This is a genomic window from Rhizobacter sp. SG703 (assembly GCF_012275445.1).
Lineage (GTDB): Bacteria > Pseudomonadota > Gammaproteobacteria > Burkholderiales > Burkholderiaceae_C > Rhizobacter.
Window position 1 is genome coordinate 115,817 of sequence record NZ_JAAZQK010000007.1, and the last position, 16,229, is coordinate 132,045.

Below are 16,229 nucleotides of genomic sequence, written 5' to 3' on the forward strand. Positions count from 1 at the left end.
CCATGGCCCTGTTCGACACCAAGCCCAAGGTCGCCCCGTACGTCGCGCCGACCGGTGCGATCACGATGGACCGGACGCAGTTCATCACCACGATGCGGCCGCGGCCGATCTTCCGGCGGTACAGCCAGGCGGTGGGCCTGCTGCCGGCCGGCACCGCGTTCGACAACGCCTTCACCGAAGCGCTGCGCGCGATGGGAGCCGACGGCTTCTGGCACTACGGCACCAACGCCAATGTCGGCAACCCGGCGGCGCTGCGCTTTGCCGACAACGCCGGCCTGACCTTCTTCATGACTGCGGTCGAAGGCCTGTTCGAGATGGACCTGACGCTGATCGAGCGGCGCGCGGCCTACGTGAACGGCTTGAAAGGCAAGGCCGGCTCCAACCTGCTGCTGCCGCAACTGCGCGCCGAGACGCAGCCCGAGGCCAGCTACTACCAGGCGCCGGCGCCGGTGGCGCAGAAGCCCGGCGTGCCGGCGGTGCCGCCGCGCTCGGAGCGCTCGCTCGACCAGGCCCGAGGGCTGGCCTGGCTCACGAGCGGCGTGCAGGGCGATGCGTCGGCCTACTCGCAGGTGCTGCTCGGGTTGGTCAAGCGCGACGGCAGCTTCCCCCTTGGCGGCACGCTCGCCCCGCTGCAGGCGGCCTGGCAGCGGATGGTGCCGCTGGCCCCGGCCTACCGCGGCTGGAACAACGCGGCCGGCATGCAGAAGTACCCGTCGAACGTCGGCGGCGCCAAGGTGCTGGGCGACGTGCTGTCCGACCTGAGCACCTCGCCGATGCCGGCGCAGGGCAGCGACGCTTGGTACGAGCGGGCGCTGTACCTGTACGGTGCGATCATCACCACGCAGGCCTTCACCGACGGCAACAAGCGCGCCGCACGCCTCGCCTACGTGCTGATGTTGCTGAGCGGCGGCGTGCCGATGGTCGTGCCGAACAACCGGCTCGGCGCGACGCTGGGCGACATGTGAAGCGCAATCCCTGTTTGATCCACTGACCGAGGTACCGCCGTGACCGAGCCTGCCGACCTCAGCCTCGACGACGCGCTGCAGTTCGCGATCGGGCTGCACCAGAACCAGCAGCTCGCCGGTGCCGAAGAGGTCTACCGCCGCGTGCTCGCGGTGGCACCGGACCACCCCGACGCGCTGCACCTGCTGGGCCGGGTGCTGCACGAGACCGGGCGCAGCGACGAAGGCATCGCGGCCATCCGGCGCGCGATCGCGCTGGTGCCGGACTACGCGGGCTATCACAACAACCTCGGCAACATCCACGTGTCGCGCCACGAGCTGCCGGAGGCGACCGCGGCCTACGAGCGCGTGGCCGAACTCGAGCCCGGCAGCGCGGACCTGCAGAACAACCTCGGCTCGCTGTACCGCGCGCAGAAGCGCCCGGCCGACGCACGCGCCGCCTACCTGCGCGCGATCGAGCTCGACCCGCGGCACCTGAACGCGCACAACAACCTCGGGCTGCTGGCGGCGTCGCAGGACGACCTGCCGGAATCGATCCGCTGGTACTGCAAGTCGATCGAGCTGCTGCCCGAGCACCCGGACGGCCGCAAGCTGCTCGGCATGACCTACTACACGATGGGCAAGGTGCGCGAGGCGGCCGAGGTGTTCCGCCAGTGGCTGGCCGACGAGCCGGGCCACCCGATGGCGCAGCACATGTTCGCGGCCTGTTCCGGCAGCGGTGCGCCGGAGCGCGCATCGGACGACTACGTCGAGTACACCTTCGACCACTTCGCCGACAGCTTCGAGACGCAGCTGAACGAACGGCTGGACTACCGCGCGCCGCAACTGTGCGCGCAACTGCTGGCGCGGCGGCTGCCGCCGGCGGCGAAGCAGTTCGCCGTGCTGGACGCCGGCTGCGGCACCGGGCTGTGCGGACCGCTGGTGGCGCCGTGGGCGCGCGTGCTGGCCGGCGTCGACCTGTCGGGCGGCATGCTGAAGCACGCGCAGGCCAAGGGCGTCTACGGCGACCTGTACAAGGCCGAGCTGACCGAGTTCCTGCGCGAGTCGCCGGGCCAGTGGGACGTGGTGCTGTCGGCCGACACGCTGTGCTACTTCGGCGACCTGATGCCGCTGATGGCGGCGGCGAGCGGCTCGGTGAAGCCGGGCGGGTGGATGGTGTTCACCGTCGAGGCGCTGGCCGATGACCGCCCGCAGATGTTCCACCTGGAGCCCCACGGGCGCTATGCGCATGCGCGGGCGCACGTCGAAGCGGCGCTGGCGGCGAGCGGGTTCACGCTGGTCGAAATCGGCCGCGAGACGCTGCGGCAGGAAGGCGGGAAGCCGGTGACGGGATGGCTGGTGGCGGCGCGGCGGTGAGGCTGGCCGCGAGATCAGTCGGGCACGGTCCGGCCGTGAATCAACGCGTCGGACAGATCGGCCACGTAGCGCTTCACGTCGCTTTCGCTCATGCAGACAGCGCTCATCGCGCCAGCGCACAGGCGCGAGTACTCCTCAAGCGGGATCTTCCTGAGCAGCGGCAACATCTCGGCCCCCTTCGACAGAATGGCCTCGTCCTTGCTCTCACCTCCACCGGCGTCAATCTGAAGGACGGCCGTCCGCGCCAAAGCTTCTGCAGCTGACTTCGTCGGAGAGCGCTGAAGTTGCAGGAACATGAATTCCAGCGACGATTCCAGCGCGCCGCGTGCATCCTGGTCCAAATTCGGCGTCGTCGCCAAGATCTTCACGATATGGAAGATGAACTGCCCGCCAATGCGGTCCTGCTCCTCATCGACAGGGGCAGCCAGCGCCGGAAGGTAGCTCAGCAGTGCCACCGCTGCTGCAATCAATCGACTACGCACATGACGCTCCCAGGTTCCGAATCGATCAGATCATTCAGTTCAGAGACCGTACTCGATTGACCCGTCACGCAACCCTTCGAGCAATAAGGCGGCGTTGTCGACGGACCAAAGGCGTTCAGGCAGCTGTGTGTTCGAAACTGATCTCGACCGAACGGGCGTGACGCCAGCGGTGGCAGGGGGGCCAGAGTCCGACCTCCAGGCATGTTGGTGAACTCGCTGCTCCAAAGCCAGCAGCCTCTCGGAATCGGCCCGACGTTTTGCATGCTCTCGCAACTCGCATTGTTCTTGCACCCGGCCACGCTGTTGTTGCCGGAAGCAAAGCTGCCCGACCACGTGAACTTTTCGCTTCCGTTGCGCATGCAGTCCATGCGCCCTGCGCCGACGGAGTAGACACAGGTTGCCAGCCCCTGCGGATCGACATGGCTCAATGGATTGCCCTCGACGTAGGTGTAGGTGCTGACCCCACCCGCCAGTCCGATCGGGTCGCTCTGCACGTAGTGCGCCATCGAGAGCTTCGGCTGACAGAGCACGACGACCAAGAGCGGCGCGGCGAAAGTCGATGCGATGTTCTCGAAGCACAGCCTCGCAGGTCGCGAGCAATGTGCGCGCGCCATCATCGGTGGAACCAGCCAGCGCCGGATCAGGTTGCGAACTCGTCGCCCGCCGCGATGCGGGCTCGACAGCGTGGGGTCCATGTCATCTCCCTGGGTTGGACTTCGCCAGCGAGTCTCGACAGGGACTTTGGAGAAAAAGTGCAGAAGCCCTTTGGCACGGCGCGGTCCTGGCGAGCTCCGCGCGCAGGGCCTGACGGCGTCTTGGGCGCCGCTGTCCAGGGCGGCGGCGCGGCGCTCAGGCCGGCCGCCTCACACATCTACAACGACTCGAGGAACGCGACGACCGCATCGCGGTCGGCCTTGCTCATCGCCTCGAACTTCGTGCGGCTGCCGGCACCCTCGCCGCCGTGCCAGCCGATCGCCTCCACCAGCGTGCGCGCCCGCCCGTCGTGCAGGTAGCGCACCGCCTGCGCGTCGGCGAAGCCGGTCTCCTTCTGCACGTACTTCAGCGAGCCCAGCCCCCACAGCGGCTGCGTGCGCCACAGGCTCGGGCCGGCCTGGCCTTCGGTCATCGTGTCGGCCAGCTCTGCGCCCATGTCGTGCAGCAGCACGTCGGTGTACGGGTGGATGGTCTGGTTGCGCAGTTCCTGGAACGGGTGGTTGCCGCCCGTCTTCAGCTCGGCGGTGTGGCAACCGGTGCAACCCGCCTGCGCGAACAGCTGGCTGCCGCGCGCAATCGCGGTGCGCGTCGCATCGCTGATGTCGTGCTCCGGCGGCGTCACCGTGCCGTCGGTGTAGCCGCTCGCGTACTTGCGCTGCGCCGGCACGCCCAGCAACTGCAGGTACGACGCGATGCGGTCGAGCTCCAGGTCGCTGACGGCCGGCGTCGCGGTGCTGGTCTTGCAATCGGCCGCGCCGCGCAGGCAGCCCAGCGTCTTGAAGGCCGGGGTGGTGACGCCCATGTCCTGCAGGAAGGCCCCTGCCGCCTGCTGGCGCACCGTCGCCTTGCCGGCCTTCCAGCCGTAGCGGCCCAGGTGGCGCTGGCCGGTCTCGGGGTTGGTCGACCAGTTCGGGATGCCGCGGATGCCGTCGCCGTTCTTGTCGTCCGGATCGGCCAGCGCGAGGATCGTCGCTTCGTCCAGCGCCTCGATCAGCCCCATGCCGACCACCTGCGGCGCCTGCCGCACCGACAGCTGCGCCGGCACCGGCCCCTTGAACGCATAGACCGGCTTCTGCAGCTCGACCGTCTCGCCGCCGGCCAGCGTGCGCACCGTCTTCACGTACGACTGGATGCTGACGCCGTAGTCGGCCGCGCCGGCGGTGCGCGACAGCTGCTGCACGTTGACGCCGTAGGTGGCGTCGGGCGTGACGCCCGCCGTGTTGCTGGCCGCCGCGGTCAGCACCGCGAACTTGTTCAGCGGCGTGCCGATGTCGGCCGCCGGGCTGCGGCCGTTCAGCGTGTGGCAGCCGAGGCAGCGCACTTCGTTGAAGCGTTCGCCCAGCTGGCCGGCATGCGCGGCGAACACCGGGTTCACCGTCGGGCTCTCGGAGTGCTTGCCGTCGAGGAACGAGGTGTGGAACAGCCGGCGCCCTTCGACGAAGCGCTGCATGTCGGCGATGCCGATGTTGTTGACCGACTGCTGGAAGACGCGGTGCGGCTCTTCCGAATAGTTGTACGAGACGCTCGCCTGGCCGCCGAGCAGCGCATCGTCGGGCAGCGGCGTGGTGTCGAGCTTCGGCGCGATGCCATACCACGGCACCATGCCCTTGCCGACGACGTAGAGCTGCTCGAACGAGTAGTCGCGGTTGTGCCCGCCGTCGATCAGCGCGATGTCGGTGCCGGGCACGTAGTCGAGGAACACGCCGGGCGACATCTCGATCTTGTCGCCGACCCGCAGCTTGTTGTCGGGCCGCGTGAGACCCTGGTACTGCGCCTCGTCGGCCAGTCGCCAGTAGTCGGTGATGCTCTGCGCCACGCACAGGTCGGCGATCGCGGTGGCCGGGTTGCAGCGCTGCGTGCCGTCCTTCGGGTTGGTGTAGCCGACGCCCATCTTCCAGCCGTACTCGATGACGTTCGGGTCCAGCCGGCGGAACGCGCTGAAGCTGTTGTTGATCATCGTGCCGACGTTCGGCTTCAGGTACGCGGTGATCTTCTGGCGGCCGGCCGGCACCTCGTCGCGGATCACCAGCCCGAAGGTGCGGTTCTGGAAATAGAACGGCGGGAACGCGAAGTAGCTGCCCGGCCCCTTGTCGACGGTGTCGGTCCACGGCTCGCCGCCTTCTCGCGCATGGCGCGGCGTCGGGCGGAAGCCGGCGTAGGTCACCAGCGTGCCGTCGGCCTCGCTGTACTGGATCTGCTCGATCAGCTTGGTGCCGCTGTTGAACAGCGGCACGTAGTCGCTCACGCCGGTGCCGGCGGGTGCAGGGGCCGACGAGACCGGCGTGCTCGGCGACGGCGCGGGGGCCGGTGCGGGCGCAGGGGACGGCGCTGCGGACGGCGCGGGAGCGGGTGCCGGTGAAGGCACCGGTGAAGGCGCCGGCGCATTGCTCGTCGGCGGCGGGCTGCTCGCCGGGCCGGCATCATCGCCGCCCCCCGAGCCGCAGGCCGACAGCGCCATTGCACTGCCGAACAGGATCGCCACCGCGGCGAGTGTTCGCGACCTGTCGTTCCGACCTGCTCTGGCCGGCATGCGCTGCTGATTCATGGAACCCTCCTGGCGTCGTTTGTTGATACGAACGGTTACCCATCCGTGCTGGCGTTCGATTTGTTCGACCACCCGTGCAAGACGCATTCCAGACCGGGCGCGTCACTTCACCAGTTGTGGATCTCCGCGTTCACGTAGGTGAAGTCGTTCGGGATCGCCAGGTTCGAGTACGAGAAGGACAGGCTCACGTCCAGCGAGGTCACCTGGTGCCACCAGCCGAGCGGCAGGAACATCGTCTCGCCCGGCTCGACGATCACCTCCAGCACCTTCACGCTCGCGAAATCGGGGTGGCGCACCAGGTCCGGCGCGTCGAGGTCGATCGGGCTGTAGACGCGGAAGTGGTTGTAGAGCTTCGGTGTCTCCAGCGGCGAGATGAAGCGCCAGCGCTTGCGGCCGACGATCTGCGTGTGCATCAGCATCAGCGTGTCGTGGTGCAGCGGCGTGCGCGTGCCGGCCGGCCCGAACCAGAACGACGAGCGCTGCGCGAGCTGCGCCGGGTCGCAGATCTCGGGCAGCGTGCCGATGTCCTTCAGCAGCGGCGCGAACTCCGGGCGCCGCAGCACCTCGTTGTTGGCCGTCAGGTAGTAGTCGTTGGTCGCGCCGCCGGCCAGCACCTGGTCGACGAAACTGCCCAGCCGCACCGTGCGCCGGTGCTCGAGCTTGTTCTGCTCGTAGTTCGCATCGGCATTGCGCTCGGCCTGGATCTCGACGTCGAGGTGGCCGAAGCGGGTCTTCAGGTCTTGCGGCGACCAGCGCGTGCGCGCCGGCCAGTCGCGGGCCGCTTCGGTCAGCACCAGCGGGCGGCTGCCGCGCACGTAGCGTTCGATGAACTCGTCGCGCGGCACATGGCTGCGCTTCTCGACGCGCCCGTAATGCGGCGACGATTCCCACAGCTTCTGCTGGTTCGCGAGCACCGATTCGAACTTGCGCTGCATCTGCTGGTAACGCTTCGCCGCGAGGTAGGCCGGGTCGCTGTCCATGCGGACGATGGCCGCTTCGGATTCGGCGCGCGACAGGCCGGCGGCCGTCATCGTCTGCAGCATCGATTCCATCGCGCAGTTGCGCAGCTTGTTCTCGGCCACCCACTGCAGCCAGCCGTTGTCGATCGGACGGGCCTCGGCCTCGATCTCGCGCGGGCGCGGTGCGGGCATCAGCGTGGAAGCGTTCATGGCAGAGCAGGTCTCGGTTGGGGTTGAAGGGGGACGGTGGCGTCCGCGGGCGTGGCCAGCGTGCCGGCATCGGCGGTGCCGCGCAAGCGGCGTCGCCACGGCACTTCGATGAAGCGGTGGCAGAGCACGGAGGCGGCCACGGTGCCGAGCAGGAACAGTCCGTGCACCGCCGGCGTGCCGGCCTCGCCGAGCCAGCCCAGGCGCAGGAAGGTCGTCACCGACCAGTGGATGATGTAGAGCGCGTAGCTGGCCTCGCCGAGCAGCACCATCCAGGGCTGCTTCAGCAGCGCGCTGAGAAAGGTGCGACCCGACGCCACGGCCAGGATCAGCGCGCTGAACGGCACGATGAAGATGCCGTACTTCACCGCCACGTCGAACACCCAGCGCTCCATCGACGGCCCGGTGTAGTCGGGCAGGCCGATGCGCACGCCGGCCGCCGCCAGCGCCAGCAGCACCATCGCATCGCGCACGCGGCGGGCACGGACATCGGTGCCGGTGAGCCACACCGCGCGCGGCCAGGTACCGGCCTGCAGCTGCAGGAACGCCAGGCCGGTCAGGCAGCCGCCCAGGAATTCGCTGTAGCGCAGCAGCGGGTTGTAGACCATCACGATGTACTGCGTCTGCGCCTCGGCATGCAGCACGACGTTCATCCACCAGATCACCGCGGCATACAGGCCGACGCCGAGCGCGACGCTGGCCGCGAGCAGCAACGCGAGGCCGCGCAGCCGCAGCCGAAGGCGCAGCAGCCCGGCGCACAGGAACGGGAAGGTCGCGTAAAAGAAGAACTCGGCGGCCACGCTCCAGGCCGGCGTGTTCCAGAACATCGCGAACGGCACCGCCGGCACCCAGGCCTGCAGCCCGACCAGGTTCAGCAGCCACGACGCCCACCAGGTCTGTCCGACCTCGGCCAGCTGGCCGGCCTGCGCGCGCTCGATCAGGTGCCACGGCGTGTCGAGCAGCAGCCCGAGCAGGTACACCGGGTAGATGCGCGCGAAGCGCAGTCGCTGGAAGCGCCAGAAGCGTCCATCGCGAACACCGCCATCGAACCAGTCGTGGTAGCGATAGGTCAGGATGAAGCCGCTCAGCACGAAGAAGAAGGTGACGCCGTACTGGCCGCCGACGATCGCGCGCAGCAGGCCGTCGGGCAGCGGGCCGAACAGGTCGCGGTAATGCAGCACGAGCACCGCGAAGGCCGCGATGAAGCGCAGGCTGGTCAGTTCGGGCAGGTGGTCCTGCGGGGCGGTTCTGGCGCCAGGCAATGTCATGAAGATCCCTCCGATGCGGTCGACGCGGGCGTCCTGGGGTGGCGCCCGTCTGCCCTCTTCCATTGCGCCGGGAATGTTACGGGCGCGGCGGGGCGTTGGACAACGGGGAATCGCCGGATCGGGGTGTGCAGGCGTAACGGTTGGTGAGCGCGGCGGCGTCCAAAATGCATCGGACCGCATGTCGTGCAGATGACTTTGGTCGTCGGGCTCGTGACGGCGTCGTTCTATGCTTGCGCCATGAGCGGATTCATTGTTCCGGGCACAGGCCAGGCACCGTCCGGGCGTGATGCACAGTCCGGCGAAATGCAGGCGCTGCACCAGGCGCTGGAGTCGTTGCAAGCCACGGCAGCTCACTTCGGCACCACGGGTCAGACCGATGCGAGGGTGCGCATGGAATACCAGGCGATGACCCGCAAGGCCGCACAGGACCTGTTGGCCGCCGTGCAACGCGGAGAAATGACGCCCGCTCAAGCCGCCCAGCAGGCCCAGACACTGCGCAACAGCGCGATGGAGATGATGCGTGCACGCACCAGTCCGACGATGCTGGCCTATGCGAAGTCGCTCAAGGAGCAGGGGAAGACGCTGACCGAGCTGTGCGAGAAATACGCGGGGAAACTCTACGCCAAGCCATTCGCGCAGCTGGGCGAAGCGGAGCAGGCTGCCGTGTGGCTTCACATCATCCGGCAGTCAGGGCAGCCGAATGCCCTGGTCAATCGCCAGGCAATGGGGCTGCGCTATGCCGGACGCGCATTGTTCGTGCTGTCCCTCGCGATCGCCCTCTCCGACATCATGGATGCCGAGGACAAGCCGCGCGAGGTCGCCCACCAGGGGTCCCTGATGGCGGCGGGTGTCGCCGGCGGCTACCTCGCCGGAGCAGGCGCCGTGTCGCTCGGCGTATGCGCTGCCACCGCGCCGGTTTGCGTGGGCGCGGCGGCGATCGTCGGTGCGATGGCCCTGGCGTTCGGCACGGACTGGGCGTTCAGCTCGCTGTGGCCCAAGCCGGCACGTTGAGCCACCTCATGCTCGACGATGCCGAGATCGCCCGACGCCTGCCGGCATGGTGCGCACTGTCGGAGCTGTTTGTCGACACCGAGTTCGACGAGGCCACGGCGCGCTCGATCGCCCGGCAGTTGCAGACCACCGGCTTCGATGACGCCGCGCTCGACCTCATGTTGCGCCGCGAGGTGGCTCCCGTCTTCGTCAGGAACGTCTTCGCCGGCAACTGGACCGGCTGGAAGGCCGAAGACGTGCGAGAGATGGTGCTCGATCACCTGCGTCGCCGCGAACGCTGGCCGGCCAGAATGGCGTCGCCGCTTCTGAAGCAGTTCGACAAGATGATGCTGTCTGCCTTCGCCGACGCCTGGCAGCAGGTCCGCAACGAGTTGTCGCGCCAGAGGCAAGCCGGCACGTGATCGGCGGCCTCTTGTCGCGGGGCCAGATGACTTTCGTCGCTTTACCCCCCCGGCCGGTTTTCCTACCCTGAGGACCATGGCGCACCTCCCGTGTGCTCCTCGTCTGCACAGCAAGCGCACCCATGGCCAATCCCATCACGCTGAGTTCACCACTCCCGCCAGAAGACCTGTTCTTCGAGTCGATGACCTTGTCGGCCGGCCTCAGCATGCTGGGCGAGATGCAGCTCTCGCTGTTGAGCGAGAAGCCCGACCTGAAGCCGCAAGACCTGCTCGGCAAGTCCGTCACCGTGAACGTGACGCTCGCCAGCGGCAGCAAGCGCCATTTCAACGGCTACGTCACGCGCTTCGGATTGGGAGCCCACAAGGGCCGTTACTTCGGCTATCGCGCGACGGTGCGTCCGTGGCTGTGGTTCCTGACCCGCACCACCGATTGCCGCATCTTCCAGGACATGTCGGTGCCCGACATCGTCAAGAAGGTGTTCGGCGACCATGGCGTCGCGAGCTTCGAGCCCAAGCTGTTTCGCACCTACCAGCCGCGCACCTACTGCGTTCAATACCGCGAGAGCGACTACAGTTTCATCGCGCGCCTGCTGGAACACGAGGGCATCTACTGGTACTTCCAGCACACCGACGGCGCCCACAAGCTGATACTGATCGATTCGCAGAGTGCGCACGACGCGGCACCGGGCTACGAGACGATGCGCTACATCGAAGATCCTTCGAACGCGCCGCCGGACCAGGAGTACGTCTCGAACTGGGTCTTCGACGAATCGGTACGCACCGGCAAGACCGTGATGACGAGCTACGACTTCGAGCGGCCGTCGACTTCGCTGGAAGTCGAGACCTCGAACACGCGCAGTCACGAACTTGCCGACTACGAACGCTTCGACTATCAGGGCGACTACGTTCAGAAAGGCGATGGCGCCCAATGGGCCGAGAACCGCATGGACGAAGTCCAGGCGCGCTATTCCCGCATGCACGGCATGTCGAATGCACTGGGGCTTCAGGTGGGCTGCAACATGAAGCTCAGCAAGCATCCGCGGGATGACCAGAACAGCGAATACCTGGTCACATCGATGGACGTGCAGGCCCATCTCGGCATCCATGGCGCCGAGGCCGGTTCCGGTGCCGGCTTCCACTGCGCGTTTTCGGCCATCCCGAGCAAGCAGCAGTTCCGTCCGCAGCGCATCACGCCGAAGCCCTTCGTGCAAGGCCCGCAGACGGCTGTCGTGGTGGGCCCCGGCGGCGAAGAAATCTTCACCGACAAGTACGGCCGCGTGAAAGTGCAGTTCCACTGGGACCGCTATGGCGAGAGCAACGAGAAGAGCTCGTGCTGGGTGCGCGTGTCGTCGCCGTGGGCCGGCAAGAACTTCGGCGGCATCTCGATCCCGCGCATCGGCCAGGAAGTGGTCGTCGGCTTCCTCGAGGGCGACCCCGACCAGCCGCTGATCACCGGCCGCGTCTACAACGCCGAGCAGATGCCGCCGTGGGAGCTGCCGGCCAACGCGACGCAGTCGGGCCTGCTGACGCGGTCGTCGAAGGGCGGCGGCTACGGCAATGCCAACGCGATACGCTTCGAGGACAAGCAGGGCGCCGAGCAGCTGTGGCTGCACGCCGAGAAAGACCAGCTGACCGAGGTCGAGAACGACGAATCGAAGTGGGTCGGCCGCGACCGCAGCAAGACCATCGACCGCGACGAGACGGTGCACGTCAAGCACGACCGCACCGAGACCGTCGACAACAACGAGACCATCACGATCGGCGTCGATCGCACCGAAAAGGTCGGCAACAACGAAGACATCACGATCGGCGTCAACCGCAACGAGAAGGTCGGCAGCAACGAGACCATCGCGATCGGCGTGAACCGCACCGAAACGGTCGGCTCGAACGAGACGATCACGATCGGCAGCAACCGCACCGTGACGATCGGCGCCAGCAAGACCGAGACGGTCGCGCTGCAGCGCACCCGCGCGGTCGGCGTCAACGAGACGGTGGCGATCGGCGCGGCGCAGGAAGTGGTGGTCGGCGCGGCGCAGAGCATCACGGTGGGCGCCACGCGCTCGGTCACGGTGGGCATCAACGAAAGCCATTCGATCGGCGCCAAGCAGAGCATCGACGTCGGCTCCGACCGCAGCCTGAGCGTCGGCGGCAAGCAGAGCGTGCAGGTGGCCAAGGCCCGCAACACCAGCGTCGGCGAGGACAACACGCTGAAGGTCGGCAAGAACTACGTGCTCGAGGCGGCCGACTCGATCACGCTGAAGACCGGCAACGCCAGCATCACGATGAAGAAAGACGGCACGATCATCATCAAGGGCAAGGACATCACGGTGGAGGGCTCCGGCGACATCAAGAAGAAGGCCGGCGGCAACATCGTGATGAAGGGCTCCAAGATCCTTCAGAACTGAGGCACACGATGAGCGGCCGCGACACGCTGGACCAACAACTTCTGCAAGCGCACGCGCGCGAAGAAGCCATCCCCGCCTCGCCCATCGGCGAGCCCGCCGATCGGGTCGATGCGCTGCAGCCGCTGCTGCAATCGCGCCCGGCCGTGCTGCGCAGCGAGCCGCTGCCGTCGCTGGTGATCGGCGAGCTGATCGCGATCGCCGACGACGGCGCGACGCCGCTGGTGCTCTACCCCGGCCAGCCCGGCACGGCCGCGCTGCGCGCGAGGACGGTGCTCGACCTGCATGGCGCGCACATCGGCGCCCAGGTGACGCTGATGTTCGAGAACGGCGATGCGGCGCTGCCGATCGTCACCGGCGTGCTGCGCCCGGCCGCGGGCTGGCCATTGGCCGACCGGCCCGACCAGGTGCAGCTCGACAGCGACGGCCAGCGCATGCTGGTCAGCGCGAAGAAGGAGCTGACCCTGCGCTGCGGCAAGGCCAGCATCACGCTGACCGAAGCGGGCAAGGTGCTGATCCAGGGCAGCTACGTGTCGAGCCGTTCGACCGGCGTGAACCGCATCAAGGGCGGCTCGGTGCAACTGAACTGACCGCACGGCTGTCGTACCCGCATGGAACTGATCAACGCCACCCGCATGACGGCGGGCTACAACATGGGCCTCGAACCGAGCGGGCGCGAGTCGCTCGTGGTCGTCATCAAGGGCACCTTCCGCTTCCCGCAGGCCGGCGAGCCGGCCACGCATTTCGCGCTGCACGACGAGCAGCTGCCGCTGGTGATGGCCGACACCTTCACCGGCGAGCCGGGGCTGTCGGCACCGGTGTACGAGGTCGACTTCGCGCCGCGCAAGCCGCGCGTCGACGTGCTGCTGCTGGGCAGCGCGCATGCGCCGCACGGCCGGCCGGCCACGCGCGTGGAGACCGGCATCCGCATCGGCGCCTGGAGCAAGCGCATCGCGGTGGTCGGGCCACGGCAATGGGACTGCGGCCTGGCCACGCTGCGCGCGACGCCGGCCGAGCCCTTCGTCACGCAGCCGATCAGCTACGACGTGGCCTATGGCGGAACCGACCTCGCGCATGAAGACCCGTCGCAGCATGCCGCCTACATGGCCAACCCGGTCGGCGTGGGCTTCCACAAGCACCTGAAGAGGGCCTGGGTCGACGGCAAGCCGCTGCCGCGCACCGAAGAGATCGGTCGCAGCATCAGCGACCCCGACAGCGACTACGCGCCGATGTCGTACGGGCCGCTGGGGCGCGGCTGGTCGTCGCGCTCGCGCTTCGCCGGCACGTACGGCGACGAGTGGCTCGAACAGCACTTCCCGTTCCTGCCGCCGGATTTCGACGAGCAATATTTCCAGGCGGCGCCGCTGGACCAGCAATTGCCGCTCGAGTCGTTCGCCGGCGGTCCGGTCGAGGTGGCGCTGGCGAACCTGACGCCCGAAGGACTGACGCGCTTCACGATCCCGAACCTGGTGGCGCCGGTGCACGTGTTCCCGAAGCGCGGTGCGCGCGAGGACTTCACTGCGATGCTCGACACCATCGTGATCGAGCCGGAGTTGCAGCGGTTCAGCCTGACCTGGCGCGTCTCGCGACCGCTGAAGAAGAACCTGTTCGAGATCGCGCAGGTGCTGGTGGGCAAGAAGGGGCGGGAATGGTGGCAGCAACGCGACCAGAACAGCTTCCCCATCCCCGTCGTGATGATCCACGTCCCCAGGCGTGAAACGGCCCACGCCCCCTGACACCATGCCGACGACTTCCATCGCCATACGGCAGACCGGCTTGGTCACCAGCGTGGGACTGACGGCGGCGACCGCCTGCGCAGCCATTCGCGCCAAGATCTCGAACCCGAGCCTGACCCGCTTCATCGATCCCGCCGGAAGGCCCATCGCGGCCCACGAAGTGAGCCTCGACAAGCCTTGGCGCGGGCTGTCCAAGCTGGCACGCATGGCCGCGATGGCGATCGAGGAAAGCCTGTCCGGCCTCGCTCGCGAAGAGTGGGCGCGCATTCCCTTGCTGCTCTGTGTCGCCGAGCAGGAGCGGCCCGGCCGCGAGAATGGCCTCGATGATCGTCTGTTCGGCGAAATCCAGGGACTTCTGTCGACACGCTTCGCGGCAGCATCGGCCGTCGTGGCGCATGGCAGGGTCGGTACCGCGGTGGCACTCGCCGCAGCACGCAGCCTGCTTCAGGACCCGCAATGCCCCGGCGTGATCGTGGCAGGCGTCGACAGCCTGGTGTCATGGCCCACCTTGAGCGTGATGGAGCAAGGCGACCGGTTGCTGACGGACACCAACTCGAATGGCTTTCTGCCCGGCGAAGCGGCCGGTGCCGTCCTGTTGGGACGGGCCGGAACTGCACGCATCGAACTGCGTTGCCTCGGCATCGGCTTCGGAGTGGAGAAGGCGCACCTGAACTCCGAAGAGCCGCTTCGCGCCGAGGGCCTGGCCAGTGCCATCAAGCAGGCACTGGCAGATGCCGGCCGCGAGATGCACGAGATGGATTTCCGCATCACCGATGTGTCGGGGGAGCAGTACTACTTCAAGGAAGCCGCTCTCGCGCTGTCGCGCACGCTGCGCCGACGCAAGGAAGCTTTCGACATCTGGCACCCGGCGGAGTGCATCGGGGAGACGGGCGCGGCGAGTGGCCTGGCCATCTTGTGCGTGGCCGAAGCAGCCTGCCGCAAGGGATACACGCTCGGGCCGAACATCGTCACGCACTTCGGCAACGATGCCGGACAACGTGCCGCCGCCGTTCTTCATTTCGCAGAGGCCTCGTGAGCAATCAAGTTTTCGCCAACATGATGGAAGTGTCGTGCAAGGCTGCCGCCGGCAAGTCGATCTGCGCCTTCCCGGATGTCTGCTTCACGCCACCGCTGACGCCGGCCACGCCTCCGGGCGTGCCGATTCCCTACCCCAATACGGGCATGGCCTCGGACTGCACCGATGGATCCACGACCCTTCAGATCTCCGGCAAGGAGGTGATGCTCAAGAACAAGTCGTACTTCAAGACGAGCACTGGGGATGAAGCCGGTTCGGCACCGAAGAAAGGCGTCGTGACCAGCAAGATCAAGGGCAAGGTCTACTTCACGATGTGGTCGATGGATGTGAAGGCCGAGGGCGAGAACGTCGTCCGGCACCTCGACCTGACCACCCACAACCACGCATCCCAGGGCCCCAACACGACACCGTGGCCTCACATCGACGAGATGACGATGGCTGCAGGCGGGGGCAACTGCAAGGATGACGTGGCTCGAGAGAAGACGGCTTGCGAAGAGTACGCACCGTACAAGGACACCGACGTTTGCGCCGACGCCGGTTTGAGCGGCAACGTGGTCCAAAGCAGCTCCGAGGCTCAGGCCGCAGGGTTCGCGACGCCCAAGGCATGGGCCGACGACAAGAGCAAGAAGTCGGCCGCCAACAAATGCCTGGCCGCGCGCCGCTGCCGCCTGGTGCCGTACAACGCGAAGAAGGATGGCGTTTCGGGTTGCTGCCCGGCGCAGACTGCCGATCACCTGGTGCCGAAGGCCTCGTTCTTCGTTGACGGCTACAAGGACGGGGCGGGCGAGAAGCTTGCGGACTGGCCCCACTACGACGATTCCAAGGCACCGTGCATGTGTGCGGAAGGCGGCAGCAACACCGCCGGCAGCCATGGCCTGCGACATTCGCACCACAAGGCCAACGGCCCGGGCAAGGGTGTCTACCACCCGTTTGAAACCGAGGTGACGCTGGCGGCTGCGGGTGCTGCGGAGGTCTTCCAGGGGTCGGGCTGCAGCCCGAGCTGCATCGAGGATCAGCTCAGGCAGGGCCACAAGGGCATGGGCAAGCAGGAAGGCAACGTCAAGCACAGCCCGTCCGGCAGTACGATGTCCAACGAAGAAATATCCTCACGCGCCCAGGCCTACAAGCCTGAGGTCGTCCTCCGCTAAGA

Annotated in this window: 14 protein-coding genes; 9 read left to right on the forward strand and 5 right to left on the reverse strand. The window is 67.4% G+C overall.

Going from position 1 to position 16,229, the window contains the following annotated elements:
* Window positions 1-2 precede the first annotated feature (2 nt).
* Together FHT26_RS16145 and FHT26_RS16150 are read left to right on the forward strand one after the other, a co-directional pair.
* A complete protein-coding gene (locus FHT26_RS16145; RefSeq protein WP_168561146.1) occupies window positions 3-965 on the forward strand; it encodes a Fic family protein in 963 nt (320 codons plus the stop codon).
* A 39-nt stretch (window positions 966-1,004) separates the two neighbouring features.
* On the forward strand, window positions 1,005-2,318 hold the full coding sequence (locus tag FHT26_RS16150; RefSeq protein WP_168561147.1) for a tetratricopeptide repeat protein: 1,314 nt from the start codon (window positions 1,005-1,007) through the stop codon (window positions 2,316-2,318).
* A 14-nt stretch (window positions 2,319-2,332) separates the two neighbouring features.
* Here the strand turns inward: FHT26_RS16150 and FHT26_RS16155 are convergent, their stop codons facing one another.
* The 5 genes from FHT26_RS16155 to FHT26_RS16175 form a co-directional block, all read right to left on the reverse strand.
* Window positions 2,333-2,773 (reverse strand): hypothetical protein, encoded by a 441-nt coding sequence (locus FHT26_RS16155; RefSeq protein ID WP_168561148.1) that lies wholly within the window; start codon window positions 2,771-2,773, stop codon window positions 2,333-2,335.
* Between the two features lie 11 nt (window positions 2,774-2,784).
* A complete protein-coding gene (locus FHT26_RS16160) occupies window positions 2,785-3,495 on the reverse strand; it encodes an RHS repeat domain-containing protein (RefSeq protein ID WP_168561149.1) in 711 nt (236 codons plus the stop codon).
* A gap of 176 nt (window positions 3,496-3,671) precedes the next feature.
* Complete coding sequence (locus FHT26_RS16165; RefSeq protein ID WP_210427439.1) at window positions 3,672-5,996, reverse strand: di-heme oxidoredictase family protein; 2,325 nt, start codon at window positions 5,994-5,996, stop codon at window positions 3,672-3,674.
* 170 nt (window positions 5,997-6,166) lie between these two features.
* Entirely contained in the window at window positions 6,167-7,228 is a 1,062-nt protein-coding gene (locus FHT26_RS16170; protein WP_168561151.1) for a cupin-like domain-containing protein, read from the reverse strand.
* Entirely contained in the window at window positions 7,225-8,493 is a 1,269-nt protein-coding gene (locus FHT26_RS16175; protein WP_168561152.1) for an acyltransferase family protein, read from the reverse strand. Before FHT26_RS16175 ends, FHT26_RS16170 begins: the two co-directional genes overlap by 4 nt.
* Before the next feature lie 189 nt (window positions 8,494-8,682).
* On the opposite strand from FHT26_RS16175, the gene FHT26_RS16180 reads away from it, so the two are divergent.
* The 7 genes from FHT26_RS16180 to FHT26_RS16210 all read left to right on the forward strand — a co-directional run bounded on the left by FHT26_RS16180 (window position 8,683) and on the right by FHT26_RS16210 (window position 16,227).
* Window positions 8,683-9,504, forward strand: coding sequence for a hypothetical protein (locus FHT26_RS16180; protein ID WP_168561153.1), 822 nt, complete (start codon window positions 8,683-8,685; stop codon window positions 9,502-9,504).
* Window positions 9,505-9,512: 8 nt separating this feature from the next.
* On the forward strand, window positions 9,513-9,905 hold the full coding sequence (locus tag FHT26_RS16185) for a DUF7079 family protein (protein WP_168561154.1): 393 nt from the start codon (window positions 9,513-9,515) through the stop codon (window positions 9,903-9,905).
* 122 nt (window positions 9,906-10,027) lie between these two features.
* Window positions 10,028-12,310: a type VI secretion system Vgr family protein gene (locus FHT26_RS16190; protein WP_168561155.1), complete on the forward strand. Its 2,283-nt coding sequence runs from the start codon at window positions 10,028-10,030 to the stop codon at window positions 12,308-12,310.
* An 8-nt stretch (window positions 12,311-12,318) separates the two neighbouring features.
* Entirely contained in the window at window positions 12,319-12,897 is a 579-nt protein-coding gene (locus FHT26_RS16195) for a DUF6484 domain-containing protein (protein ID WP_246867929.1), read from the forward strand.
* A 21-nt stretch (window positions 12,898-12,918) separates the two neighbouring features.
* Window positions 12,919-14,043 carry a DUF2169 family type VI secretion system accessory protein gene (locus tag FHT26_RS16200; RefSeq protein WP_168561156.1) on the forward strand — a complete coding sequence of 375 codons (1,125 nt, stop codon included), beginning with the start codon at window positions 12,919-12,921 and terminating at the stop codon, window positions 14,041-14,043.
* 4 nt (window positions 14,044-14,047) lie between these two features.
* Entirely contained in the window at window positions 14,048-15,079 is a 1,032-nt protein-coding gene (locus FHT26_RS16205; protein WP_168561157.1) for a hypothetical protein, read from the forward strand.
* Complete coding sequence (locus FHT26_RS16210) at window positions 15,076-16,227, forward strand: PAAR-like domain-containing protein (protein WP_168561158.1); 1,152 nt, start codon at window positions 15,076-15,078, stop codon at window positions 16,225-16,227. Before FHT26_RS16205 ends, FHT26_RS16210 begins: the two co-directional genes overlap by 4 nt.
* Window positions 16,228-16,229: the final 2 nt, after the last annotated feature.